This window comes from Spongiimicrobium sp. 3-5, from assembly GCF_046557915.1.
In the GTDB taxonomy this organism is placed as follows: domain Bacteria; phylum Bacteroidota; class Bacteroidia; order Flavobacteriales; family Flavobacteriaceae; genus JBHEBG01.
Map to the genome: position 1 here is coordinate 97,279 of NZ_JBHEBG010000006.1, position 25,524 is coordinate 122,802.

The following is a 25,524-nucleotide window of genomic DNA, read 5'->3' on the forward strand; positions in this document are numbered from 1 at the left end:
TATGAAAAAAGTAATTAATCTAATAATCGTAACAGCGGTCTTATTCTCCGCTTGTAATAATGACTTGGACATACCGCTTCAGGATCTATCCGGATCGGATGTGCCACTTAACGCTACCTTTATCAATACACAGGTAGTGGCGGCCTATGCCATGTTAGATGGTAACAGGGATAATCAGAACGTTTGGCGGGCTGCACCCTCTAACTGGGTTTATGGTGAGGTAGCCGCCGATGGTGCCTACAAGGGTAGTGATGCTGGTGACCAATCGGAGATTACCCAATTTGAAACCTATGACGGACAAGTGACCAACTCGTATGTTGATTATAAATGGACATCGATATTCGAAGGCGTAGCAAGGGTAAACACAGCCTTGAATGCCATCGCTGGTGGTCTTGATGGTGGAACGCTGGATGCCGCCGATGCGGCAGGCTTCCAAGGTGAACTGAGATTCTTAAGGGCGCACTACCATTTTGAAGCCAAAAAGATGTTTGGCAACGTACCATTTGTAGATGAGACCATTACAGAGAGTGTTTCAAATATCGGGGTTGATGTTTGGGCTGCCATAGAAGCCGATTTTCAATTTGCGATCGATAATTTAGGTGTGGAAAGCGCACGCGTTGGAGGTGCAAACTCATGGAACGCCAAAGCCTATTTGGCTAAAGCACATATGTACCAATTGGAATATGCAGCGGCAAAAACCTTACTCGATGACGTAATCAACAACGGTCCTTACATGCTAAATGTAAACTTTCATGATAATTTTGATGCGGATACCAACAACAGTCTAGAGTCTGTTTTTGCAGTTCAGTATGCAGTAAATGATGGAAGTAATAACAGTAGTAACGGAAACTACGGTGATATTTTGAACCATCCACATAACAGCCCCATCGGGGCCGGATGCTGTGGTTTCTTTCAGCCTACCCACAATTTAGTAAACGCTTTTAAAACGGATGCTAACGGGCTACCATTGTTCGATACGTTCAACGATACAAACATTAATAACGTAGATCCAGGCGATACTAGCGCAAGCGGATTCCCAGATGACGATGCCTTTATAGAAGAACCTGGAAATCTAGATCCAAGATTGGACTGGACGGTAGGTAGAAAAGGAATACCATTCAATGGTTGGGGAGATTTTCCAGGATTGGCCTGGACAAGAGACCCTTCTAACGGTGGTTGCTATGTTTCTAAAAAGATAGTTTATAGGGCAGATCAAGACGGTTCTGTAAATACGGCTACCGGATGGGCCACTACGGTTAATGCTATAAACACCAATATTATAAGGTTTGCAGAATTATTATTATGGAGAGCCGAAATAGCTGCTTCAGAAAACGATTTGGCTACGGCACTGACCCTAGTAGATCAGGTACGTGCAAGAGCTGCCAATCCAGATACTTGGGTGAAAAACGATGATGATTCCGATGCAGCCAATTATGTTATTGGATTGTATGCGGATAACGGAGGATTCCCCGATGCAGCTTTTGCAGAAGAGGCCATTTTATTTGAATACCGTTTGGAAACGGCATTGGAAGGCCACCGCTTCTTCGATTTGGTTCGTAGAGGTAAAGCGGCAGAGGTACTAAATGCCTTTGTTGCCGGTGACAATACCAGAAGCTATTTACCAGGTTCCGTATATACGGACACCGATGCAATTTTTCCAATACCACAACAGGCCATTGATCTTAGTCAGGGCGTATTGGAGCAAAACCCGGGTTATTAAGTTAAATAGTTAGTTTGAGTTAGTTTATGCCCAAGAACAGGATATTGTAGCGATGTCCTGTTCTTTTTTTAATATATAGAATTTGCTTATTGTTATATTTATGGTGATGAAGCATACCGCAATTTTTAAGATTTTAATTGGCCTAATGGTAGTTTTGGCTTTTACCTTGGCATCTTGTAACCAGCAGAAAACTGCTGGACAAAAAACATTCAACAAACTAAGCCATGAAGAAACCGGAATATCATTTTCCAATATCCTCACAGAAAACGATTCCTTAAACTATTTTACCTATTCTTATTTGTATATGGGCGGAGGTGTTTCAGCTGGGGATATAAACAACGACGGACTTATAGATCTTTTTTTTACGGGCAATATGGTGCCCAATAAGCTCTACCTCAACTTAGGAAATCTGAAATTTCAGGACATTTCCGTAGATGCCGGTGTGGCAGGGGATTCGCGCTGGTATACAGGATCAACCATGATTGATATCAATAACGATGGGCTTCTAGATATTTATTGTTCCGTTGGTGGTAAATATAAACCCAAGGGAAACCAACTGTTCTTAAACAACGGTAACAATACGTTTACGGAAAAAGCTATGGAACTGGGGATCGCCGATCTTGGCAATAGCGTACAGGGGACTTTTTTCGATTATGATAGGGACGGAGACCTAGACCTTTATGTGGCCAACTACCCTCCTACCAAATTTAGCGCTCCCAACGATTACTATCTTTTTAAAATGGATAACACCAAAGATGTGGAGACCGACCATCTTTACAGAAATGATGATGGCATTTTTACCAATGTTACAGATACGGCTGGGGTACGTTCTTTTGGTCTTACGCTAAGTGCCACCGCGGGTGATTTAAACAATGATGGATGGCCAGATCTATATGTTTCCAATGATTTTAGCACACCAGATTATTTATATATAAACAACCAAGACGGAACGTTTAAAGAAGTGGTGAAACAAGCTACCAAACAAACTTCTTTTTACGGTATGGGTGTGGATATAGCAGATTATAACAATGATGGGCGACTAGACATTTTTCAGGTAGATATGGACGCCAAAGATAACAGACGTGCCAAGGCCAATATGGCCAGTATGAACCCTGCCATTTTTTGGAGTACGGTAAACGCAGGGTTTCACTATCAATACATGCACAACTCGCTACAATTGAATGCTGGCATTATTGCCGATGACATACCCAATTTTAGCAACACTTCCCGCCTTGCGGGTATTTCTTCCACGGATTGGAGTTGGGGTCCCCTATTTGCCGATTTGGATAACGATGGTTGGAAAGATCTTTTTATATCTAACGGAACTCGTAGGGAAATTAACAATAGGGATTATTTTATCAAACTTGGTGAAGATCGTAATAAACGCGATAGTCTTCTGGAAAAGGCCTTGGCCATTCCATCCGAAAAAATAGACAACTTCGTGTTTAGAAACAATGGAGACCTCACATTTGAGCTCGCAAATTCGGAATGGGGCATTAGCCATAAAGGCTTTTCCAACGGCTGCATTTATGTAGATCTGGATAATGACGGGGATCTAGAGATCATTACCAATAACATAGACGATTATGCAAGTGTATTTGAAAATACCAGTGCTTCCAAGAACAATCATATCACGCTAAAATTAAAAGGCCCTGCCAAAAACCCAAATGGAATAGGTACAAAGGTTTCCCTTTACAGCAATGGGTCTAGGCAATTTCAGGAAATGACCTTAACAAGGGGGTTTCAGTCATCCGTGGCCCCACAGTTGCATTTTGGTTTGGGTAGTGCTACAATAGTAGACTCCCTGGTACTGCATTGGCCAGATGCAAAAGAACAACACATTACCGATATTGCCTCCAATCAAATATTAACGTTGGATTACACCAATGCCTCAGAAAAAGAATATACCACCATCAAACAACCTCAAACCACGTTGTTCAATACAGTAAAAGATACCAGTATTGGAGTGCCCCATCTACATATTGAAAACTTTTACAATGATTTTGTGAAAGAGATATTGCTACCACATCAAACTTCCAAGTTTGGACCCAGTGTAGCGGTGGGTGACCTTAATGGGGATACACTTCAAGATTATATCGTAGGTGGAGCTTCCCAAAACAAGGCAGGTGTTTATTTTCAGACGGCCACTGGTGGTTTCTCAAAACAATTCATCGAAGCAATTTCAGAAGATAGCGGTTATGAAGACTTGGGCATACATATTTTTGATGCAGAAAACGATGGTGATAACGATATCTATATCGTAAGTGGGGGGAACGAGTTTTCCCCGGATTCAAAAATGTTACAAGACCGATTATACCTAAACAGGGGCGACGGCACCTTTGTGAAATCTACAGATGCCCTGCCAATAATGATTACAAGTGGTTCCCGGGTGCATAGTGCAGATTTTGACAAAGATGGGGATTTAGATCTATTTGTTGGCGGTAGGCTGGTCCCCGGCAATTATCCTTTGCCCGCCAACAGTTATATCTTAGAAAACAGGAGCACCCCACAGGTTGCAAAGTTTGTGGACGTTACCAAAGAGATTGCCCCATCCCTAACCCAATTGGGTATGGTAACGGATGCCGTATGGACAGATTACGACAAAGATGGATGGACCGATCTTTTGATTGTTGGTGAATGGATGCCCATAAGTGTGTTTAAGAATATCCAAGGGAAATTTGAAAATAGCACTGAAGAATTAGGGCTGGCAAATACCACAGGATGGTGGTTTAGCATAAAGGAAGGTGATTTTGATAAGGACGGGGATATGGATTTTATTGTAGGTAACCTTGGTCTTAACTACAAGTACAAAGCCAATGAAAATGAAACTTTTGATATCTATTTCAATGATTTTGACAACAATAAAACCAACGATATAGTATTGAGCTATTTCAACGGAGGTAAAAAGTATCCTTTGCGAGGGCGCGAATGTTCTTCGCAGCAAATGCCAGGGATAAAGAAAAAGTTTGGTGATTACGCGTCATTCTCTACCGCAACTTTGGAGGACGTGTATACCGAGGCTTATTTGGAAAAGTCCCTGCATTACCAGGTAAAATCTTTTGCAAGCGTTTATTTAGCCAATGATAACGGCCAACTTAATGCCATTAATTTACCTAATATGGCGCAAATTTCTTGTGTTAATCAAATATTGGTAGATGATTTTGACAACGATACCAATCTAGATTTTATCATCGCCGGTAATCTACATAGTTCTGAGGTAGAAACGCCGCGGAACGATGCCGGTAACGGGCTTTTTCTAAAAGGAGATGGTGCGGGTAACTTTCTGCCGTTGGAAAGCTATAAAACAGGCTTGCTAACGACCGGTGATGTTAAGGATATTTCCTTAATCAATGTTAAGGGAGACCAGTATCTCTTAGTTGCAAAAAACAGTGATTCGTTGCAAACCATTAAAATAAACCGGCCGGGAGCTAAAAATTCTTCAATTGCTCAATCGCTGCCTCAGTAGTTGTTACCGGTAATTTGCAAGTGGTGTTCTTACAAACGTAAATGTAAGTATCACCATCTACATACCTGTTTTTGAACAAGGGAAGGTCGCTAGCAGCAGTACTGCCAACAAGTAATACATTGGGAAGATGTAGGGCCGCCAATTCCTTAAGTTGTTTTTTGGCTCCATCGCCCACTACAGCAACTTCATAGAAGGGATAAACCGTATTTAACAACAAGGCATTCCAATTGGAATAATTTATTGCATACTCTTCCATTGCCGGCATTAAGGCCGACAACATTTTTTTGGATTGTTCCTGCGCCTCAAGATCATAGTATATGTGCCCTAAACGCAACAAATTATGGGCCATTACGCCATTGGGGGAAGGTATAACCCCATCATCGGTCTTAATAATGTTAGAAATGAGTTCCGTACTCTTACTAAATCTGAACATACCGGAACGGGCATCGGTAAAATCTGTTTTTACCACTTCGTTAAGATCATTTGCCAAAGACAAGTACTTTGCATCCAAAGTAGCACTATAAAGTTGTAGGGAAGCATCGATCAAAAAGGCGTAATCTTCCAAAAAACCATCTACGCGCCTACCTCCCTTTTTATAAGAATGTATGAGCTGATTCCCTTCCAGGTTCTTTTCACTCATAAAATCAAAAATTGAGGTAGCCCTCTCTAAAAATGCTTCATTTCCAAAGGCTTTATAGGCATCTACAAAGCCGTCGATCAGAAGGGCATTCCAAGAGGTAATTATTTTATCGTCTATACGCGGTGCCACCCTATTTTGTCTTAGCGTCAGTAACTGACGCTTCCATGTCTTCTTTTTATCGTTCAGATCTGTTTGGGAAAGGGCGTTGGTTTCACTAAAGGCTTCATCTTTGTTTGATGTGTGCAATACATAATTGTCGTGCTCCCAAATGTTTTCAGGGCTTATGTTGTAATAGGCGGAAAAAAGCTGAAAATCATCCTTTAAGGCCTCTTTTAACGCGGTTTCCTGCCAAACATAGTACTTACCCTCTTCGCCTTCGCTATCGGCATCCATGGCCGCATAATAACCCCCTTCGGGGTTTTTCATCTCCCGGTCCAAAAAAGCTACCGTTTGGAGTACAATTTCTTTATATCTGGGGTTTCCAAAAATGGTGTAGGCTTTGGAATACAGTCCTATAAGTTGGGCATTATCGTAAAGCATTTTCTCAAAATGGGGAACTTTCCATTCCACATCAATGCTATATCTAAAAAACCCGCCTCCAATATGGTCATAGACCCCGCCCATAGCCATCTTATCCAAGGTATTCCTTACATGTTCCCTCACTTGGCTATCGCCCGTAATTTCGGCATAGTCCAACAAAAAGTCTAAATCATTGGGTAACATAAATTTTTGATATCCTTGGTTACCGCCCCACTCCAAATCCCAGTGCGTCTTCCATTTTTCTACGCTGGTGGTCAAAGCATCCTGGGTAAGCAATTTATCATCCGTATTGGGTTGTATCAGGTTTACCTCTTGCACTCCCCTGGCTACCATATCAGCATATCTATTGGCTTTTTCAGGGTCTTTGGCATAGAGGCCACTAATCTCCGTCAATACCTTCTGCCACTGCTCTTTTGTATGATAGGTACCCCCATAAATAGGCTTTCCGTTGGGCAGCGTAATTACGTTCAACGGCCACCCGGCATCTCCTTTGATCAATTGAATGGCCGTCATATATACCTGATCTACATCTGGGCGTTCTTCCCTATCGACCTTAATATTGATGAAGTCCTTATTCATCATTTTGGCCACTTCCTCATCCTCAAAAGTCTCATCTTCCATAACATGACACCAATGACAAGACGAATACCCTATGCTTACCAATACCAATTTATTTTCTTTTTGTGCCTCATCTAACGCCGCTTGGCTCCAAGGTCTCCAATCCACAGGGTTGTGAGCATGCTGCAATAAATATGGGCTGGTTTCATCTATTAAAGCATTGGTAAACTTATGTTCGGAATGCTTTTTTTCCTCCTGCTTGCAAGAAAGAAAAAGTAATGAAGTAAAGAAAAGTAATGTCAGTAGGGATTTTGTGTTCCGGCGCATACCAATTAGTGGGTTCTTAAAAAATTATTCTGGGCTAAAATACTATAAATAGCAGTAAAAGTATGTTAAGGTTATCCAAGGGCCATAAAACCTAAAATACCTATTGGGTCCTAAATAGGGTTTATTTTTTTCTTTCCTGTTCGGTTAACCATTCGTACAGTTCTTCCGTATTATACGCCCTTACCCAAGAATTGTGTCCTACCCCCGGATAGCGCGTAAATTTTACATCATACCCCATACCTAAAAGACGGGTCACCATTTCTTCCGATTCTGAAATGGGAATGGATGCATCTTCTTCCCCATGGAATACCCAAATGGGCATTTCTTTGTTTATCCATGCGGCATAGGGAACCGGGGTCATTCCGCAAACTACGGCCATTGCCGCAAATTTGTCCGGGTATTGTACGGCCATTTCCCAGGCAGCTCCCCCACCCCTACTTAATCCGGTAAGATAAATTCGATTTTTATCTACCCTGTTATTGGCTACCACGGTATCCAATAATTGCACAACGGCCCTGGTATTCCACCATTTTTTTTCGTGAGGATTTTGTGGTGCCAAAATCAAAAAAGGAAATTGCTTGCCCTGGGCAATCAATTTTGGAGGTCCGCTCGATTTTATTCTAGAAAGACTATCGCCCGCATCTCCACCACCGTGAAGAAATAAAAGCAGTCCAAATTTTTCATCCACATCATCCTCATAATCTTCCGGATAATATAGGTAATAACTCAACTTTTCTATGGAGACAGTCTCTACCTCATCTTGGATTAGATTCGTCTGTGCACTACAGCTCTGAAACAACAAAATACCTAGGACTGACAAGGAAAAAAAATAAAGACGTGGGTTCATGTTAAGCAAGATATCACTTATTCCTATAAATATATGAAAAGGACCTTGATCTTTAGGGAGGTACCCTATTATTTAAGGGTAAAACCCCAACTGTTGGTGGTTTCTACTTCAAATTTCAATGCATATTGGCATATATGGGGTTTTGGTCCATATATTTTTTTATAGTGGGCGGATTCATATAGCGTTGATCAACGGAGGTTGTATCTAATTTTACAGCACCCTCGGATGCACCTCGCCAAGCTTTTATCTGAAAAACTTCACGTACGTATTTGCTCCAATCGTACAATTGATATCCCAAACCATGGTCTATACAAATACGATCGGTGTTAAACTCAAAGGCATCCGTATTTTTCGATCTTAAAAGTTTAAAGGATAATCCCAATAACTGAAATGTGCTTTTTGTATCATAATAAGCCGAATGACCAAGCTCATGCCCCAACACCCCGATCTGAGCATTAAACGGTAACTGATTTAACAGTATTGGGGACAATTGGTCGTTAGAGGCTGTACTAATGGTAATGATATAGGTTCTATTTTTCCTTTTTTTAAAAACGCTCCATAGCTGTGGACGAGATGCCAGGGGTGTCTTGCGTTTTCGCATTCTGAAGATTATGCGGGTCTTTGCCAATTCTGGATAAAACGATAGGGCGGTCAGCACTTGGAGCCTAATAGCATCCGGAATCTTTTTATTTTCTGAAAAGCCCCCGAAATATAAAGTATCCAAGGTTTCCATGACGAAAAGCTTGCTCGGAGGACGTGGAATAGATTGTGCTTGCAATACGGCCTTATTGATGAAAAACAAGGCAAAAAGGAGAAGACCGTGCGTGCTATAGGACATCAATAACAGTCTTAGTTTAACGTAATCTGGTAGTGTAGCAAAATACTGGCAATCCAATCCTGAGCTACGTCATCGCCATTGGTGATTACATTTATCTCCCTACCAAAACCTGCTGTAATACCAATTTGGGAAGAAGAATTTTTTACGTCAAAAAAATAACCCGCTTCCAACCAAGGCTGTAAAACAAGGATATATGTAGTACCTGCCCTAGGGTTGGGCGTGTTAAGGCCATCTTCCCAATCGATCCAAAGATTCCAAAGGTCAGTGTGCACTCCGGCCACTATTTTTCCCTTAGAAAGTGGAAAGTGTTTCCTATATCCGAAAGAAGCCCCAAAGCCGGAGCCTTCTTCATTATCGTTTTCATCGCTAAAATCTTGTCGGTCCGTAAAATTGGCACCTACTCTTAACACCAAAGAAGATTCTGCGGAAAGATATCTTTCTGCATTGAGGGTAGGGATTATACCTGCCGGATAAGCTTGCAACGATATTCCCAAATCTGTTCTTTTGTTGGTAGCATCATTATTATTTGTCTGCGAATATACCATGGACATGCAGAGCAAGGTTAGGGCTAAAAGTAAGGTGGTTGGTCCGTTTGTCATATCAGATAAGTTTCAGCTGTTCTTCCAACGCTTTGTTGGCTTTCATCATGGCCCTACCGTCCTTAAAACTTAGATATCCATGCCCTTTTCTGTAGTTCTTGGCGCTTATGTTATAGAGTAATTTCCAATGCCTGACTATCTCTTTCCAAGCAAAGAAAATAGAATGCTTAGGGTCATAAATGTGGGTAGGCTCGCTACCCGCACCGTTTACTTCAATAATGGAAAAATTTCTGCCGGCGGATAATGCGTCAAAAGAGGTGTACAATATATCCAACCTACCGAAATAAAAACCTGGTATTTGTTGGCAAATGGCATCTATATGCTCTAGCAGTTGCTTATTTCGTTTAAAGGTCTCATCAATAAATTTAGCGCCACGTGTATGACTTCCGTAAGGAACCAACACAAATTTTTCTCCTTTTTTAAGTACTTGTTCCAAAGCCTGGGCACCAAATTTGGTCTCTAGTTTTGGTAATTGGAAATAACTTCTCGGTTTTTGTTTGATGAGTTCTAGAATGGAACTTTTTCCGTCACCGATGACCGATAGAAATTCCTTGGATACTATTCCGGTAATTGTGCCCTGTACGGCATCGGGCTCCCGAACATAAAAAATACCGACTTCCTTTGGGTATGGAATAAACTCTTGTATTAAAAAATCGTCCGAAATACTTGCAGCGTAATCGCGTAGCGCGTCCACCCCATCAATTTTACAAACGGCAAAGGCTTTTAGACCTATATCGGGCTTAGCAATCAAAGGAAATGCTATTCCGGCGTCCTTGGCAATGTCCACAATCTCATCCAAATTCGTGTTTTTTGGTATTATCCTTGTTTTGGGAATGTATTGCTGCGGAATTATATCATAAATTTCCTTTTTGGATTCCATGGCCATTCCCCCGTTTTTAATCGAAGGGTTGGCAGCACTAAAAAAGAAGAACGACCGTGCCCTGATGGCATAGTAGAGCCATATGGGAAATATGGGGTAATAAAGTGCCTCCATAGGCCAATATTCCCAATGCAACAACTTATGGATTTTAAGTTTTAAATTCACTGCGTTTGATTAAACATGGTATTGAGCGCCACCGCAACGGATTGCTGCTGATGCATAAGTAAATCCATATGGCGTAAGCCAATTTCTTCCGTGTCTATAACGGCTTGGGTAATGCTTAGTGTTTTTAAGGTGTTGCTCCGGTTCATTACAAAACCGTTTTCCTGGTCCTCATTGGTATTGGAGTGGAATTTAATGATATTGGCCGGGTCAATAGCTTCCGGGCCCGTTACAAATTCTTCGAACAATTTAGATCTCTGCTCCATCACCTGGTTACTATACAAAGTAGCCGAAGACCAGATGTAATTTCTCTTTGTGCTTAGTTCCCCAAAGTGTTTCTGATTGCCATCCCATCTAAACTCTAACAATACGCTACCACTGAAAAGTATTAGGGTAAAAGGTTCTATCTGCGTTAAATCTGCCGTTTTTAAAAACAGTGCCGGATCTGTGTTGCTTGTAATCTCTAATAATACCAACCCCCTACTCTTTTCGTAATTGCCCTTGGGCCTATGTTTTCTAAAGGCCCCATTTAGCAGCACGCCTATTACCCCATTTTCACTTACTGCAAACCAGGTGCCGCCGGATTTGGGATCCTTCGGATACGTTATATTTAAATTGTTGTGCGTTGCGGTAACAGGAGCCACAGGGGTATGGCGCGAGATATGCTCATCGCGATTAGAGGTAATTACGTATTGACCGTTATCTAAGGCTACAAAACTTACCGTACACATTGATTTCTATATTGAAGGGTTGATGGTGCCACTCCGAAAGATTCTGGCAGGGACATTGTTGTAAATTGCCCGATACCTACCTTTATTAGTGCCTGATGGTGAATGGTATGCTCTAAATTATACATTACTTCCCTAAAATAATTGGATTTAAGGCTTACCTCGCTATCATGAAGATCATAGGAAACCTGTAAATCCCTGTCCGGGCGCTCCAAAGAATTCTGAATTTCTTGAAGCTGTTGTATTGCAAAAAACAAATCTTGTTCTATACGCTTGTCTCGCTTACGCCTATCGTAGGATATCTCGTTTAAATGATATCCTTGTAGTAGGCACTGGTACAATTCTATGATATGTCTGGTATGTTGCCCTATGCTGGAGTTCGATAAGGTTTCGCATGGCTTTGCATAGCATTCATCCGGTAGCTGAAGTAGTACTTCTTTAAATTCTTCAATGGTCTGTATCGACGCTTTGATCATGACTCTAATCAATTTTAGATTTTATAATTTTTTTGTACAATAGAAAAATCAGGTAAAAGGAAAAACACAAATACAAACATCCCATGGTAAATGCAATGATCGTATTGTATTGTTGATAATTCTGAATAATATATTTTCCGGCATATACAAAGAGCATTAGTGCGCCCAAAGTACCCAGCCCTATTCCCAGCATGTAGGAAGCATAGGATCCGGTTTTGTTCCGAAGCAAATTTTTAGACCATAGCACACGGTTCCAACCCATCCAAAAAGGTATATGTAAAGGGTTTAGGAAGCTTAACAATATTCCAAGAAGTATGGACGATTTTATTGCCGGAAAAAGTGTAGTGCTAGCGTTAGGCCCCGATACCATCTCGGCTGCCATAAAACTGGAAACGGATAAATACAGCAGCAATAAAACTGCTAACGACAATATATAGATTGATGCCTTACCGCTAAAATTGATCTTACCATTGCCTGCCAGCGTAAAGCGTACAATCAGCAGTTCTGCGAACACAGCCGCCAAAGCAAACCATACAGCCTCCGAAACTCCTTGTGATGCGGCTATGTTGAAGGCCGTACTATTAAGGGTGCCTATTGGCAATGCACCAATAAAACTGATAACCAAACCATAAAATCCAATTTGCGCATAGGTATCTCCTGTACTTTTTGAATTTACTAAAATGGCCAATCTACTCACTTTTCCAGTCTTAATTGCCTGCCCATTAATTTGCAGGGGTATCTTACTGTGAATAGTCTACTAAATATTAAAACCTAACAAAAAATAATTAAAAAGCTTCTTTTTTATGGCATGCCACATCGTATAAACTAGTATACCTGCAAGGCCACAGGGACCGTTCAGATAGGCAAATGGCAGCACCTTGTAATTAATGGGACTAATTGTATACTAATGTAGTGCTGTAAACAAAACCTCTAAGCGATCATGAAAAAATATTATGCAATTATCGTCTTGATTTTTACAAGTATTTCGGCCTTAGGGCAAAAAACAAATTTCAATGTAAAAGGTGGTTACGTAGCCGAAGGGTATGATGTAGTCGCTTATTTTGATTCTACTGCCGTTAAGGGGCAACAAAGTTTTGCCCATACTTATGAGGGGGCCAATTTTTTGTTTTCCTCAGAAACCAATTTAAACAAGTTTAGGTCTTACCCCAAGAAATACATACCACAATACGGAGGTTGGTGTGCTTATGCCATTGGAAAGAACGGAAAGAAAGTAAAGATAAATCCGGAGACCTACGAGATACGAGACAACAAATTATACCTCTTCTACAATTTTAGGGCTACCAATACTTTGGAAAGTTGGCTCTCCGAAGGTGCCACTGCATTAAAGGAAAAGGCAGATACCAACTGGAAGAAAATCATTGATAAGCATTGATATTTAACCGGGCAATAGTGCAGATCTCCTACCTTATGGCCTATGCCAAGTTGTTGTAAGTGTTTGGTATGCCAGCGTTTTAAATTTTAACATTTCGGTTTTGCCAAGATGCTACGCTTTGTGTAGCTTTGCTATTAAATATGTAGCACACTTCGATATGGCACTACCAATTCCAGGAAAACCCGTTCGGGGATCAAAGACCGGACAACCCATTATGGCACTTCTAGACTTACTTGGCCGAAGTTGGGCCATGGGCATCGTCTGGCACCTCTACAACGGCCCTAGTACTTTTAGAGGGTTACAGGCATATTGCGAAACTATTTCACCTACTACCCTCAACAAAAGGCTTAAAGAGCTGAAAGATTCCTATTTGATAGAGCGCACCATGGAAGGATACGCATTAACACAGCATGGAAAGGAATTGTATGAACTAATTGAACCCTTAGGCGGCTGGGCAAAGATTTGGGCAAAAAACTTTAACTAAAAATCTATAAAACATGAGAAGCATTGACAAACCCATTCCGGGAGAATACCCGGAATACTCTAAAATCTATCTAGATCTGTTGGAAGATGACGGACGCGTTCTAGAACATCTTTGGAGAAACTTCTTGGAAATCAGAACCTTTATCTACGAACTCCCGGAGGAAAAACTCTATTACAGATACGCAAAGGACAAATGGACCATTAAAGAAATTTTGGTGCACCTAATTGACGACGAACGTATCTTTACGTACCGGGCGCTGCGCTATGCGCGCAAAGACAAAACTCCCTTGCATGGTTTTGATGAAAACCATTATGCGTACTACTCAGAGGCAAACGAAAGAAGCTTGGATAGTATTTTTGAAGAATATGAATTGGTAAGAAAATCTACCATATCCCTCTTTCAGAATCTTCCCGAGGCCAGTTTCCTAAGAAATGGCACAGGAATAGATGCAGACGGTAGTATTATCAATTCAAGAACGGTACGCGGACTGGCCTATCATATTGCTGGGCACGAATTAAGACATTTCAATATTATCAAAGAACGATATTTAAATCTTAAACTCGCCCCAGAAAAATCTACGTGGACTTAAATACAACAAGCATCTTGCTAATTAAATCATAGAAAATGAAAAAACAAATTTTAAAAACACTCGCCGTTGTACTTTGTACAATATGTATGACCCCACTTACACTAATAGGGCAGAACGATTGCAAAGCGGTGCTAGAGCTTAAGGACTTGTATACCAAGGATAAGGCCTTTAGTGCAACAATAGATCGTATGTTCCGGAATATACACGATTTGCCCAATGGTAAACAAAACCCATGGAAAGATAAAAATATCGAAGATCTGTATGCTTTTATGAACGATTGGTTTTATTTCTTGCCCAACACCAAAGATGGTCTGGACTACATCATGGAATTTTCGTTTTTGTATTATAAAAACCCCGATGGTATGAAGTTTATACGGGAAGAGCCCGGATTAAGCTGGTCTTTACGTTTTGCCGAGGATCGCGGAAAGTATATGGATAGTCCGGTTTCCGCAAAAAGCGTCGAAGCCTGGCTTTCGGACCCCGATCTAAAAAACACCGATTTTGTTGAGCCCGTGGGCGGATTCCGTTCTTTCAACGAATTCTTCACAAGAGATTTAAAGCCTGGGGCAAGGCCTATAACAGATATCCACGACAATTCGGTATTGGTGGCACCGGCAGATGGGGTAATTAATATGATAAACAATAATATACAGCTCAATTCCCAAATCCCCACCAAGGGTGGCATGACCTTAAGTCTGAACGAGCTTCTGGAAGACTCGCCTTATCGGGAAAAATTCATTGACGGCACCGCATTGGCAGTTTTTCTGTTGCCCACCAATTACCACCATTTCCATGCGCCCATATCCGGAATTATGGTAGAATCAAAGCAAGATGCCGGAGACCGATTGTTTGGTATGCCCGATATTCCCGATATCATAAACAACGGCAATATTGCCTACAACAAGGATTATAGTGTGTTTCAAGATTTCCGTCACGGGTATTATATCATAGATACCAAGGCGTATGGGCATATTGCCATGATTCCGATTGGATTGCAAACCATAGGTTCGGTGGTCTTTGAGGAAAAATTCAAAGATGTTCCTGTGGATTCTCCCGTTGAGGTTTATAAAGGCGATAAGTTGGGGCATTTTGCCTACGGAGGTTCCACGGTACTTTTATTGTTTGAAAAAAGCAGGCTTAACGGGGTAAGCGTACAACTTGGTCAAAAAATAGGAAGTTTAAGCAAATAAGTAGTGGTAGATCGTTATACATTTGGTATGTAGAACAAAAAGAAAGCCTAACCATTGTTAAGCTAGGTAGCCTTATACAGACCTATGAACACATATACCGTAAAAACCGATGCGCTTACCGCAACCGACTACCAGGGTCTGAGAAACACTACTGGCTGGCACCCCATTACCGATAGTGGTGTAGAAAAGGCCTTGGCACGGGATCTATTTTCGGTTTGCGTATACTGTGATGGTAAAACCGTGGGCATGGGTCGTATAATTGGCGATGGGGCCATTTATTTTTACATCCAGGATGTTATTGTCCATCCTGAGCACAAAGGCCAGGGCGTAGGAACGCTCATCATGGATGCCGTAGAAAAATTTTTGTCGGATGCTGTAACCGAATATGCATTTATCGGTTTAATGGCAGCACAAGACGTAGCGGAATTCTATAATCGGTTTGGGTACCGCAAACGGCCAGATCACGGTCCGGGCATGTATAAGGTTATCACCAGATAAGTCCTTTAAAACAAAAGGATTTAGTTAACGATGCGCAGAAACCTCAACAAAAAAACTAACCCAGTACGGTGCTAAGTTTAAACATTGGAAGGTACATGGACACCAAAATTACCCCAACAAAGATTCCTACCAATACAATAATTAGCGGTTCTAAAAGAGTAGATAATAACTTGGATTTTTGTTGTACCTCCAACGCGTATTGTTGGTTAAGTCGCTCAAAAATAAATTCGGTCTGGTTGGTCTCTTCCGCCACTTTAACCAGGGAAACCATTTTGTTATCGAAAATCTTGTGCTTGGCTATACTCTGGTTAAGGCTTTGGCCTTTTAAAATATCTTTTTCTACGGTTCCCAGGGCATCCTGCAAAGGATAAAATTCAATCATTTTCCGTACCATTTGTATACTGCTGAGCATAGGTACCTTGGATAGGGTCAATAGCGAAACGGCTTGGGTAAACTGTGCCAAATAAACAGTACTTATAAACTTCCCCGCATAAGGCATTTTTAGAAGCAAATAATCTCTTTTTCGCTGAAACCATTTATTATTGGAAAAGGTTCCCCTAAGCAATACCAACAAAACAATTCCTAAGATTACTACCCATCCATAGTCTCGTATAAAATTGGAGGCATTAATGATCATTTTGGTAATTGCGGGCAATTCTACCCTATTTTGCCTAAAGATATCCTCAAACATGGGCACCACCATACGCAACATAAACACCACCACCAAAATGGCGGTTATAAGAATAATGATAGGATAAGTAAGCGCATTCAGCAAACTACGGCGTTGTTCGTTCTTTCCTAAATAGAATTTTCCCAGTTCTTCCGTTATTCGCGGTAAGGTTCCGGTTTCTTCCCCAATTTTTATTGAATAGTATTCATATTCCGTAAATTCCTTTTTGTCTTGTAGTACCTCCGAAAAGCTATGGCCGGCAACCAGGGCGTTTACCATTTCCGAAAAGAGGATACGTAATTGTTCCTTTTTCTGATTTTCCTGAATAAGGACTAAAGCTTCTTTTAAATTGATGCCCGCTTTTAGTAGTACACATAGTTCCATGTAAAAGTCCTCCTTTTTCTTATTGCCGAAACTCTTGCTAAAAAGAGATACTTCCCTGGCCAAGACATTGGACAGCCAATCCTTTTCGGCGGCATGGTGTTCTTTTTGTACGGTAGGTGTTATCTTAAATCCCATAAGTTACTTGTTCATGTAGGCCGTGGCGGCATTTTTCTTGTAAACAAAAAGCTGTTGCCCACCATATTCTTTGGTTGTTGTTAGGTTTAGTGCATCAACTTCCCCATAGGGTCTTAGGGTGTTGTCAAAGTAAAAGACCTTGTCACTTAACCCGATACGAAAGGTATCCAAATCTTTAACTACCTTGTCATCATAAAACTCATATACTTTGGTTTCCAATGCATTGGTAAAGGATAGGTGGTTGGTTGTATGGTTAAAAACAACCAGATCAAAACGATTAAAATCGATCCATAGCAACTGCCGAAACCGATCCACTTCCATTGTTTTGTTATAGTTGGCGCTTATACCGTCCATTTGTTTTTGAACCAGGTTTAAAACTGCAAAGGCCAAACCAACAACTACGGTGGTAATCAATAGTACTACGATCATTTCGCTGAGTGTAAATGACTTTATTCGCTTTAGTTTAATGGTCATCGGGTATGGTGTTTATAATCTGTTTTTGAGTGGCAGTATTTATGGTTTCAAATCGAAGAAAACCTTGCGATTCATAATATTCACGGGTCACGGTAATCTCCCAGTTTCCCATATCCTCATAGTACGGCAAAACCAAAGCGCCATTGGCGTATTCATATTCCAATTGATTAAGGCGATGGTCAATAACATTTGTATTTTGCCTTAGGCTATTGCTAAACAATGAATTTAACACCAAGCTCGATATCATAAAAACGATGACGATCAACACAGTGGCCACCAAAGTTTCCATTAAGGTAGATGCGGATATTCGTTTTAATAAAGCCATTTCATTACGTTTACTTCTTCAGCTTCGCGCCCAGATAATCCAGCATAGGTATCGGGGAGCAGTGTACTATTTATTTGTCCCATATAGAGGTGGTTCTGATAAATACTACCATTTTCCAGCGCAATAAAGGTTTCGGTGGTTACTTTGCCTATCACTTCCCCCTTAAGTTCCAGGTTTTTGGTACAATAGATTTCTCCGGTGATACGGGCATTCTCTTCTATTTTTATCTGTGGGGAATACAATCGCTCCTCGGTCTCCTCCAAGTGCAGTAGCACACCTCTAATATCCGATCTGGCGCCTACTTCAATATTGGGTATATCCTTGTGCTTATTCTCCTTTTTACGTTTTTCCGTGTATTTAACAACCAGTGCCGTAGGGTATGCCAGTCTGCAATTTTTACCCACACGTATGCGATTGTTAGCTATAGCCTGAAAGTTGCCATTTACCCCATCCTTTATATGAATTTCCGGAGCTATTAAAAGCACATCTTGCAACGTTGCTGTAGGGGTTACCAAAATTTTTTCGGTAGCGGAGATAATTACATTACCCGCCAAATGCATGTTTTCCAACTCAATGATATCACCCAAAATATATTGCGTCTTTTCGTCAAACGAATTTTTCAGCATCAATCCGGGGCCTAGCTCAACAACATCAGCAGCTAAGTTTGTTACACTTTCCAAACAGTTTTCAATGTTTTTCAAAAGTGCAACATCCAATTTGGGAAGCATGGCACTACTCACCTTTTTGTTACCAAAAATCAGGTTGGAATATCGGTATCCATTACCTCCAATATTTCCCATTCTAATTCCCTGTTGGGGCAAATGGGCATCTCCAATAATTTTAGATTTCCCGGCAATAACCAAAGGCCGGTTTGTATCTTTTATGTAGAGTGCTGGGGGTATATCTTTAAAAGCCTTGCCGATAAAGGCGGTTTTTATAAATTTCACTTTTTTAAATATGCCGGTCGCCGTTCTCTTTTTAAATACACCCCAATATTCTGTATTGGTCGTAACGGTTATATTACTTTCGTCCCCTGGAGCCATACCCAAAATGGTATTGTCCGGAAGGTCGGCTGTTTGCAATGGATTAAAACCGTCATTGGTCCGTTTTATAACGGCTGTGGTGAGATCCGCTTTTTTGTTGAAGCGAGTATGCACATGGGAAATAAGTACAAAGGTCATCAATAGCACTGCTATAATGGCCCCTATAAAGAGTACAAACTGTAGGGCACCGGCTCTTATCTTTTTATTGGCTCTCATTCCATTAGTTTAATGGTACGCGTGCGTCCATTATGCTGTACCTGGACGCTACCCTTGGTACCCCGGACAAGTTTTACCCCTTGGACCGTTTCACCGCGGGTCATCATTTGCTGGTTTCCATTGATGGTAAGAAAGAATATTTTCTTCCCAGAACCCTTTTCCGTAATAAAACCTGTATAACTAATCGGTATTTCTGGTATCGCTGCTTTTTTTGGTGTTTTCGGAGCTTTTTTATTTGCTGATCGCGATTTTGGCAACGTCCCCAAAAAGGGGTCTCGGTAATCTGCAAGGATGCTAAAGGTATCCTTGGCTTTCATTGTTTTGGGTTCAAATTTAGTGGTAAGACCGGTATTAAAATCGTTCTTCGCGCTAGGGTTAATGGCGTTTACTACTTTAAAACCAATTATACCCCATATAATGAGTACAGCGGCCAATAGCAAATATGTCTTTTTATTTTTCTTCACCAAGAAATGTTTTAGTTGGATGGTGCCTCTACAGCAAAGGAAGTGACTGAAAATGGTGTCTCAAAATCGCTGTTCTGCGCCTTTACTCGCCACTCATAGCTGCTATTGGGTAAAATACGGGTGGCTTTGGTGCCCAAAAAGGTGGTATCTAGAACAACAACGCTATCCAACACTATTTGTGCGGCGTTCTCAAAACTGGGAGTAGCAACTTGGATTAGGTAGGCATTGGCTTCCGCTACCCCGTTCCAGGTAAAATTTACAATACTATCCCTAACGGTACTACCATCACTGGGTGCCAACAATTCTACGCGTTGGTTAGAAATGTCGGGCACTTCCAAAACATCTTCACAGCTAAAGCATACGCCCATAAAAAATAGGCAGTATGCTATTTTAATATGTTTTTTCATTTAAATCGTAGGTAAGATTTGTTCTCATTAAGTTTATAGGCTTTCTTTTCGGTATTGTGGGGACAGGCTTCCCCTGTGGTTGGAATCGCCTTTATAATTTCTTTGCCGTACTTGTTTAAACCCCAGCAGAAACTAGCGGTAGTGTATTCAAAAATTTCGAGCTCTGAAAAGGGTATAAAATGAATAGTATTGTTTTGATGTATTTCTAGGGTATGGGTACCTGTGGAAGTTTGTGAGAGGTACACCTCATCCGATGCTAGGATTGTTTCCCAATAAGACGGTTTGGTACGTAGCGATACCTTGGTTACCATACCGTAGCTTTCGTCTTGTACCAGATACTCGCGCGCGCCACTGTTTACTTCTCCGTTCAGCTGCTGCTGTAACCCGATTCTATCCGAGATTTCCAGGGAAATGTATTTGGGTTTATTGAGTATGGAATCTATATATTGCAGGGGTACCTCTTCCCCTCCGCCCTGCTTTAGTTGCGCGTAGGCCTTAAACTGCGATTTGGTAAACGGTATTTGCCTTGCGGCTAGGGTAATGGGTTTAATGAGGCTGGGTTTCCCTACCGGCAGAAAATCTTTATGGAACAGGGTAATGTCCAATTTTCCTATTTCTCCAATGTCTGGGATAACCGTGTTGGTAGTTGTAATTTTTTTTGTGGGGGAACAGCAAAGCAAGAGCATTGCCAATGGCAAAACTAGTAATGTAGGTTTCATATAGATAAGATTCTTACCAAAGATAACGCATTTATCCTACAAATGTTATATATAGAACTGGAAAAAGTGAATTGAACCCCAGTGGCGTAAGGTGTGTTATCATTTGGGATTTAAAGTTTTAGGCGACATAGTATTGCCAGTTTTGGGGTAACACTGCTTTTATTGTTATAACCTGCCTGCCTCTGCTGGAGGCAAGTTCTAAGGGAGACATCGACGAGTGGCTTTTTGCTTATTTATATTTCTAATCGTTATCGCTTACTCTGGACCGCACGAGCAGAAAGATGCTCGCGCTAGCGGGGGGGGGCGTAGCCTTTTTTAGCTTCTATAATCAATTCCTACTACTTTCCACATGTCATTGACTATTACCAATGTATAAACAATTTCTTTAATGTTGGCATCTGTATTAAGAGCTATAAAATTAACTGTTGCTGTTGACTCACCTATTTCCTCAACTACTGTGTAATTATAATATTTAAATTGATTTGTAAACTTCTTCGTGTTACCAATGTTGTACAGAAATGTTAGCATTTCTTTCCATTCTTCTCTTGGATTATTTGAATCAGGATATTTTTCAAATACCTTTTCAACATCTATATACTTTTCAGCTTCATCTAAATTCATTATAGATTCTGCTGCTTGTAACTTTATAACAGATATTAACGGGCTTTCTTTGGTCATATTGGTTTGTCTTTTACAACCTAAAGTCAAAATAGTAATAAAAATTATTAATAAATATTTCATATGCTAATTTTTTCCAAAATATTCTAAATATGGTTTTGCAGTCACACTTTTAGGACCTTTTATATTGGTAGCTCCCTTAACCTTTAAAGCTTCATTATATAGATTATTTGGTGCTACTACGTCGGTTGCTTTATATCCTAAAGCTCTTAAAACAAACCCAGGCTTTATTCTTTGATTAGCATTAATTATATTGCCCAAGGCTGCATTTGCGACTCTTTGCGTAAATGTTGAACAATTATTTTCACAAGCATTATATTTTGTGTTGTTGTTCATATCTGCTTTTGCAACTTTTTTAGCAGCTTCATCCTGTGTAAATGATGTTGAAATTTGAACAACCCCATCCGCCGAACGACCCTCTGCAGAAACATTTCCGCTCCTTTTTGTTGTCGGGTCTGTATTCATCAAATCGCTTAAACCTCCAATTTGAATGCCTTTGGAATAATCCGCTTTTACGTCGTCTTGCATTTCTGTATTACCAACAGGGTCATTAGGCCATAAATCATAGTAAGTAAATGTGCCATCTGCCACCTGTTCCGTCACAATATTCCCATTTGCATCTAACACATCATTACCATTCGCATCCTTTTTGTTTTGAGTTTTGTAATTATCTATAGCTATTCCAGCGTGTCCAGTTTCTCCTCCGTTTTTATCCGTAGAAAACCAAGTTAATATATAGATATCATTCCCATCAGGGTCAACAGCGTTTATAGGATTATTAATTACGTAGCTATATGGTGAGTAATCAAAATAACTATCTGCGTGATTATCTACATTCATCCAACGACCTAAGTCTGCCTGATAGTTTCTTGCTCCATAATCATGCCAATTTAATCCAAGTTCTTCATTTAACTCTTTACCATTGTATTTGTAATTCTGTGCAGGATTTGTTGATGTTACAACATTATTATAACCTTGATGCTTTAGCCCAAATGGATAGTAGTTGTTTTCTTCCCGTATTTCGGAAGTTGTAATACTACCGTCAGTGTTACCATCGGAGTAGCTAAGTCGTATATTGCCCAAATGGTCGGTATATTGATAAACATAGTCCCAGTTGCTACCATTGGGCTCTACATAGCCCTCAGGGTGCCTGAAGAACTGCAAAGAGCTGTTCTCGTACACATAATTGCCGGCATACTCGGTATTTGCCCCAGTGCTCACCATCTTCTTTTGCTTTATGCCCGTGGCATCGTAAATATATTGAATAGTTTTTTCAACCAAGAAGCAAAATATTATCTTTTACTTACATTTGGTATAATAAATAATGATTTTGTAGTTTATGACAGAAGGAGGATATGTTACCACACCACCTATGCGCAAAAAGCTTTCTCAGAACGATCTGGAAAATGCGGGTGCTTCCGATGATATTAGAAGACGTTATGAACGTGATATTATGACCCCCTCTATTCAGGTAATCATGAAGATTGCCGATGCGCTCAATGTCTCCATTGATTTTCTGGTGGGCAAAACAACGTTGGAGCTTGATACCAATGTTCTTAAAAGGGTCGAGGAAGTCTCCAAGCTAAGTAGTGAAGAGAAGGACAAAATCTTTATGGTCATCGATGCTCTGATACGGGACCTCAAGGCCAAAAAGGCATATATATAATGGAAGAGATTTATCGTACTAAATACCCTTTAAAACAAGTATTCATATCTATATTAGTAATACTTGCTATACTTCTCTATATTTTTTGGGGATTGTTGCACTTTGTTTTTATTTTATTAATTGGTATTGTTGGTATATTCTTAATCTCCAATATATTAATACCAATTTTTGTATTACAAGAAAAAGCTTTGATTAGGTTATATACTTTAAGACCTTTTAGCTCAAAATATATTTACCAAATAGAAGACATAAAAAAGATAGAGATAAAGCAGGAAAGACAAGGCTATCAAGCGTTTCCTTCAATGAAAATATTTTTTTTAGAAAAGGGTAGAGAGAGAAAACACCACTTTCATTTTATTAAAGATACACAAGAGGATTTTGACAGCTTTGTACAAAAAATGAAAGAAAATGGCGTTGATGTAAAGCTTTTGTCTGGAAACTAATGTTTGGCTTATTCTCTTTTTTTATAAACTCTTAAATCATATTTTAGTTCAAACTCATTGTGAGGTAAATGTTCTATAATAGATAGCTTATCAGCAGTTATGCGATGTATTTCCCAATAATTTTCAGTTAGTTTAATTAGTGAACCATTTTCTGTGAATTGCTTTAACAATTCAGGGGATATTTTATCAATCGGAACACTATATTGTGGTTCATCAAAAACAAATTTCAGTATTTTTTCGTTTTCATCATACGACCAAGTGCCTTTCTCTTTTAAAACATTGTTTTCATTTGAGATTACCTCATAGTGATTGTTCTTATAGAAAACCACATCAGGTCTTGACACTTTTTCGACCATTTTTAAAGTGTCTATTTTTAATTCCCTTTCACTAATTGTTTCATTAGAGGATGTCGTTAGTTTTTCAAATTCCCAATAACCAACAAGATTTTTTTCTATGAAATTTTTACTTGCTGTGCTCTTAATATTATCAATAGCATCTTCATTTGAATTTTCAATTTGGGCATAGGTTTTACAGCCTGTAAGAACAGTAAAAAAAACGGACAGCTTAAACAAAAGCCATCCATTTTTTAAAAATTTTATTTTATTGTCTTTCATCATCTTTGATTGCTTTTTGAGCATTACTTTTTGCAGAATTTGCATCAATAACCACTCCTGCCGCATCAGTAGCCGCATTAACTTTTTGACCAGTTTTATAGCTACCAACCGCATCAAATCCACCAGTTGTTGCAGTTGCTGTATTTACGACAGCCTTTATTGTAGATGTAGCACTTGTTCCAATTGTATTTTCCATAACCGTTTTTCCATTTTCCGTTGCACCTGCGGTTAAATCATCAGCTCCCAAAACAACATCCGCACCGAGAACTCCTCTTACTAAAAGAGATGCTCCACCCATACTGCCCGCAGATAAAACCATACCTGCTGCCGTACCTACATTTTCTAAAGTTTCTCCTGCTTTTTGGAACTCCTTATTATTTTTTGCTCCCTCAATAATATCACTTGCGCTAACATCTCTACCTTTGACTGACGATATTGTTATCCCTGCTTTATTCATATCTCTTTGAGAGTTATCGCCAGAATAAATAGCTGTAACATTTCCTTTGCCATCATAAACATTGTAAACATTTTGGGATTTTGTTCCAGACCAACTACCTACGTTACGTTGATTAGCAGTTCTATCATATGTTTGATTATAGTTTCCTTTACTATCCTTATGGACAGAGTAAACCGTGTGTGAAAGATGTTCTAAACCTTCAAGTTCAATACCATCAATAACTCTATTTTCAGCAAAATTATATGGACTATTGTACATATAGTCTTCTGCTAAAGGGTCTATTTGCCAAAATCTTCCAATTGCTGGGTCGTGAGTTCTCCATTTAAATTCAACAACGTTCAACCCTAATTCCTTATGAATTTCTTGTCCCTGGAACGTCTGGAAATTATTCTCTGTACCTCTAATTACATTATTATATCCACGATGTTCGAGACCGAAGGGATAGAAATTTCGCTCTTGTAAGATTTCATTATTAGGGTCGATAGCCCCGTTCAAATCGGTATCTGAGTAGGACAGTCTTATGTTCCCTAAATGGTCCTTGTACTGGTACACATAGTCCCAGTTGCTACCATTGGGCTCTACATAGCCTTCTGCCTGGTTAAAGAATTTCAATGAACTGTTCTCGTAGACATAATTACCGGCATACTCGGTATTTACCCCTGTACTTACTATCTTTTTCAGTTTTGTACCGTCGGCGCTGTAAATATATTGGATATCCCCATTATGTTCGCTAGTTGCTATGGTAACCTTTGTTGGTAGATTTAAGTGATTGTATGTTATCCTCGTAATACCTTTATTGGCATCGGATATTAGATTTCCGTTATCGTCGTACTCTATGTAAAAAACCAAGTTGCGGCACCGTTTTTTGACCTAATAGGCCGCTAAAATTGTTAA

General features: G+C 40.0%; 28 protein-coding genes. 9 read left to right on the forward strand and 19 right to left on the reverse strand.

The window, feature by feature from the left end:
* The first annotated feature begins 1 nt into the window (after position 1).
* Positions 2 to 1,720 (forward strand): RagB/SusD family nutrient uptake outer membrane protein, encoded by a 1,719-nt coding sequence (locus ACEQ81_RS17410; protein ID WP_411032205.1) that lies wholly within the window; start codon positions 2 to 4, stop codon positions 1,718 to 1,720.
* Between the two features lie 106 nt (positions 1,721 to 1,826).
* Positions 1,827 to 5,186: a VCBS repeat-containing protein gene (locus tag ACEQ81_RS17415; RefSeq protein ID WP_411032206.1), complete on the forward strand. Its 3,360-nt coding sequence runs from the start codon at positions 1,827 to 1,829 to the stop codon at positions 5,184 to 5,186.
* Here the strand turns inward: ACEQ81_RS17415 and ACEQ81_RS17420 are convergent.
* The 8 genes from ACEQ81_RS17420 to ACEQ81_RS17455 all read right to left on the reverse strand — a co-directional run bounded on the left by ACEQ81_RS17420 (position 5,149) and on the right by ACEQ81_RS17455 (position 12,478).
* Positions 5,149 to 7,251, reverse strand: coding sequence for a thioredoxin domain-containing protein (locus ACEQ81_RS17420; RefSeq protein WP_411032207.1), 2,103 nt, complete (start codon positions 7,249 to 7,251; stop codon positions 5,149 to 5,151). The two genes, ACEQ81_RS17415 and ACEQ81_RS17420, sit on opposite strands and share 38 nt — an antisense overlap.
* 121 nt (positions 7,252 to 7,372) lie before the next feature.
* Positions 7,373 to 8,071 (reverse strand): prolyl oligopeptidase family serine peptidase, encoded by a 699-nt coding sequence (locus ACEQ81_RS17425; protein WP_411032208.1) that lies wholly within the window; start codon positions 8,069 to 8,071, stop codon positions 7,373 to 7,375.
* Positions 8,072 to 8,213: 142 nt separating this feature from the next.
* Positions 8,214 to 8,936 (reverse strand): hypothetical protein, encoded by a 723-nt coding sequence (locus ACEQ81_RS17430; protein WP_411032209.1) that lies wholly within the window; start codon positions 8,934 to 8,936, stop codon positions 8,214 to 8,216.
* Positions 8,937 to 8,947: 11 nt separating this feature from the next.
* Positions 8,948 to 9,535, reverse strand: coding sequence for a hypothetical protein (locus ACEQ81_RS17435; protein ID WP_411032210.1), 588 nt, complete (start codon positions 9,533 to 9,535; stop codon positions 8,948 to 8,950).
* Position 9,536: 1 nt separating this feature from the next.
* Positions 9,537 to 10,580, reverse strand: coding sequence for a D-alanine--D-alanine ligase (locus tag ACEQ81_RS17440; RefSeq protein WP_411032211.1), 1,044 nt, complete (start codon positions 10,578 to 10,580; stop codon positions 9,537 to 9,539).
* Entirely contained in the window at positions 10,577 to 11,308 is a 732-nt protein-coding gene (locus ACEQ81_RS17445) for an NRDE family protein (protein WP_411032212.1), read from the reverse strand. The genes ACEQ81_RS17440 and ACEQ81_RS17445 overlap by 4 nt, the downstream gene beginning before the upstream one ends.
* Positions 11,296 to 11,781, reverse strand: a complete 486-nt coding sequence (locus ACEQ81_RS17450) for a DinB family protein (protein WP_411032213.1) — start codon at positions 11,779 to 11,781, stop codon at positions 11,296 to 11,298. The genes ACEQ81_RS17445 and ACEQ81_RS17450 overlap by 13 nt, the downstream gene beginning before the upstream one ends.
* 4 nt (positions 11,782 to 11,785) lie before the next feature.
* On the reverse strand, positions 11,786 to 12,478 hold the full coding sequence (locus ACEQ81_RS17455; RefSeq protein WP_411032214.1) for a LysE family transporter: 693 nt from the start codon (positions 12,476 to 12,478) through the stop codon (positions 11,786 to 11,788).
* 243 nt (positions 12,479 to 12,721) lie between these two features.
* Here ACEQ81_RS17455 and ACEQ81_RS17460 point away from each other — a divergent pair, with 243 nt between their 5' ends.
* The 5 genes from ACEQ81_RS17460 to ACEQ81_RS17480 all read left to right on the forward strand — a co-directional run bounded on the left by ACEQ81_RS17460 (position 12,722) and on the right by ACEQ81_RS17480 (position 15,935).
* The gene (locus ACEQ81_RS17460; RefSeq protein WP_411032215.1) at positions 12,722 to 13,174 is read left to right on the forward strand and encodes a YHS domain-containing (seleno)protein; all 453 of its coding nucleotides are present in this window, start codon (positions 12,722 to 12,724) and stop codon (positions 13,172 to 13,174) included.
* A 157-nt stretch (positions 13,175 to 13,331) separates the two neighbouring features.
* Positions 13,332 to 13,658 (forward strand): winged helix-turn-helix transcriptional regulator, encoded by a 327-nt coding sequence (locus ACEQ81_RS17465; protein ID WP_411032216.1) that lies wholly within the window; start codon positions 13,332 to 13,334, stop codon positions 13,656 to 13,658.
* Positions 13,659 to 13,671: 13 nt separating this feature from the next.
* Positions 13,672 to 14,247: a DinB family protein gene (locus tag ACEQ81_RS17470; protein WP_411032217.1), complete on the forward strand. Its 576-nt coding sequence runs from the start codon at positions 13,672 to 13,674 to the stop codon at positions 14,245 to 14,247.
* A gap of 35 nt (positions 14,248 to 14,282) precedes the next feature.
* A complete protein-coding gene (locus ACEQ81_RS17475) occupies positions 14,283 to 15,437 on the forward strand; it encodes a phosphatidylserine decarboxylase (RefSeq protein ID WP_411032218.1) in 1,155 nt (384 codons plus the stop codon).
* Positions 15,438 to 15,521: 84 nt separating this feature from the next.
* Positions 15,522 to 15,935, forward strand: a complete 414-nt coding sequence (locus tag ACEQ81_RS17480; RefSeq protein ID WP_411032219.1) for a GNAT family N-acetyltransferase — start codon at positions 15,522 to 15,524, stop codon at positions 15,933 to 15,935.
* 55 nt (positions 15,936 to 15,990) lie between these two features.
* Here ACEQ81_RS17480 and ACEQ81_RS17485 read toward each other — a convergent pair whose 3' ends face one another.
* The 9 genes from ACEQ81_RS17485 to ACEQ81_RS17525 all read right to left on the reverse strand — a co-directional run bounded on the left by ACEQ81_RS17485 (position 15,991) and on the right by ACEQ81_RS17525 (position 22,731).
* On the reverse strand, positions 15,991 to 17,124 hold the full coding sequence (locus tag ACEQ81_RS17485) for a type II secretion system F family protein (RefSeq protein WP_411032220.1): 1,134 nt from the start codon (positions 17,122 to 17,124) through the stop codon (positions 15,991 to 15,993).
* Between the two features lie 3 nt (positions 17,125 to 17,127).
* Entirely contained in the window at positions 17,128 to 17,598 is a 471-nt protein-coding gene (locus ACEQ81_RS17490) for a hypothetical protein (RefSeq protein ID WP_411032221.1), read from the reverse strand.
* A complete protein-coding gene (locus ACEQ81_RS17495; RefSeq protein ID WP_411032222.1) occupies positions 17,588 to 17,923 on the reverse strand; it encodes a hypothetical protein in 336 nt (111 codons plus the stop codon). Before ACEQ81_RS17495 ends, ACEQ81_RS17490 begins: the two co-directional genes overlap by 11 nt.
* Entirely contained in the window at positions 17,911 to 19,182 is a 1,272-nt protein-coding gene (locus ACEQ81_RS17500) for a hypothetical protein (RefSeq protein WP_411032223.1), read from the reverse strand. Before ACEQ81_RS17500 ends, ACEQ81_RS17495 begins: the two co-directional genes overlap by 13 nt.
* Complete coding sequence (locus tag ACEQ81_RS17505; protein WP_411032224.1) at positions 19,179 to 19,646, reverse strand: hypothetical protein; 468 nt, start codon at positions 19,644 to 19,646, stop codon at positions 19,179 to 19,181. Before ACEQ81_RS17505 ends, ACEQ81_RS17500 begins: the two co-directional genes overlap by 4 nt.
* 11 nt (positions 19,647 to 19,657) lie before the next feature.
* Complete coding sequence (locus tag ACEQ81_RS17510; RefSeq protein WP_411032225.1) at positions 19,658 to 20,053, reverse strand: hypothetical protein; 396 nt, start codon at positions 20,051 to 20,053, stop codon at positions 19,658 to 19,660.
* Positions 20,050 to 20,772, reverse strand: a complete 723-nt coding sequence (locus ACEQ81_RS17515) for a hypothetical protein (protein ID WP_411032226.1) — start codon at positions 20,770 to 20,772, stop codon at positions 20,050 to 20,052. Before ACEQ81_RS17515 ends, ACEQ81_RS17510 begins: the two co-directional genes overlap by 4 nt.
* A 315-nt stretch (positions 20,773 to 21,087) precedes the next feature.
* Positions 21,088 to 21,513, reverse strand: a complete 426-nt coding sequence (locus ACEQ81_RS17520; RefSeq protein WP_411032227.1) for a hypothetical protein — start codon at positions 21,511 to 21,513, stop codon at positions 21,088 to 21,090.
* A 3-nt stretch (positions 21,514 to 21,516) separates the two neighbouring features.
* Entirely contained in the window at positions 21,517 to 22,731 is a 1,215-nt protein-coding gene (locus tag ACEQ81_RS17525; protein ID WP_411032228.1) for an RHS repeat-associated core domain-containing protein, read from the reverse strand.
* Between the two features lie 58 nt (positions 22,732 to 22,789).
* Between ACEQ81_RS17525 and ACEQ81_RS17530 the strand changes: the two genes are divergently transcribed.
* Together ACEQ81_RS17530 and ACEQ81_RS17535 are read left to right on the forward strand one after the other, a co-directional pair.
* Positions 22,790 to 23,116, forward strand: a complete 327-nt coding sequence (locus ACEQ81_RS17530) for a helix-turn-helix domain-containing protein (RefSeq protein WP_411032229.1) — start codon at positions 22,790 to 22,792, stop codon at positions 23,114 to 23,116.
* Entirely contained in the window at positions 23,116 to 23,559 is a 444-nt protein-coding gene (locus ACEQ81_RS17535; RefSeq protein WP_411032230.1) for a hypothetical protein, read from the forward strand. The genes ACEQ81_RS17530 and ACEQ81_RS17535 overlap by 1 nt, the downstream gene beginning before the upstream one ends.
* Before the next feature lie 8 nt (positions 23,560 to 23,567).
* Here ACEQ81_RS17535 and ACEQ81_RS17540 read toward each other — a convergent pair whose 3' ends face one another.
* Positions 23,568 to 24,176, reverse strand: a complete 609-nt coding sequence (locus ACEQ81_RS17540) for a hypothetical protein (RefSeq protein WP_411032231.1) — start codon at positions 24,174 to 24,176, stop codon at positions 23,568 to 23,570.
* Positions 24,160 to 25,479, reverse strand: a complete 1,320-nt coding sequence (locus ACEQ81_RS17545) for an RHS repeat domain-containing protein (RefSeq protein WP_411032232.1) — start codon at positions 25,477 to 25,479, stop codon at positions 24,160 to 24,162. The genes ACEQ81_RS17540 and ACEQ81_RS17545 overlap by 17 nt, the downstream gene beginning before the upstream one ends.
* Positions 25,480 to 25,524 lie beyond the last annotated feature (45 nt).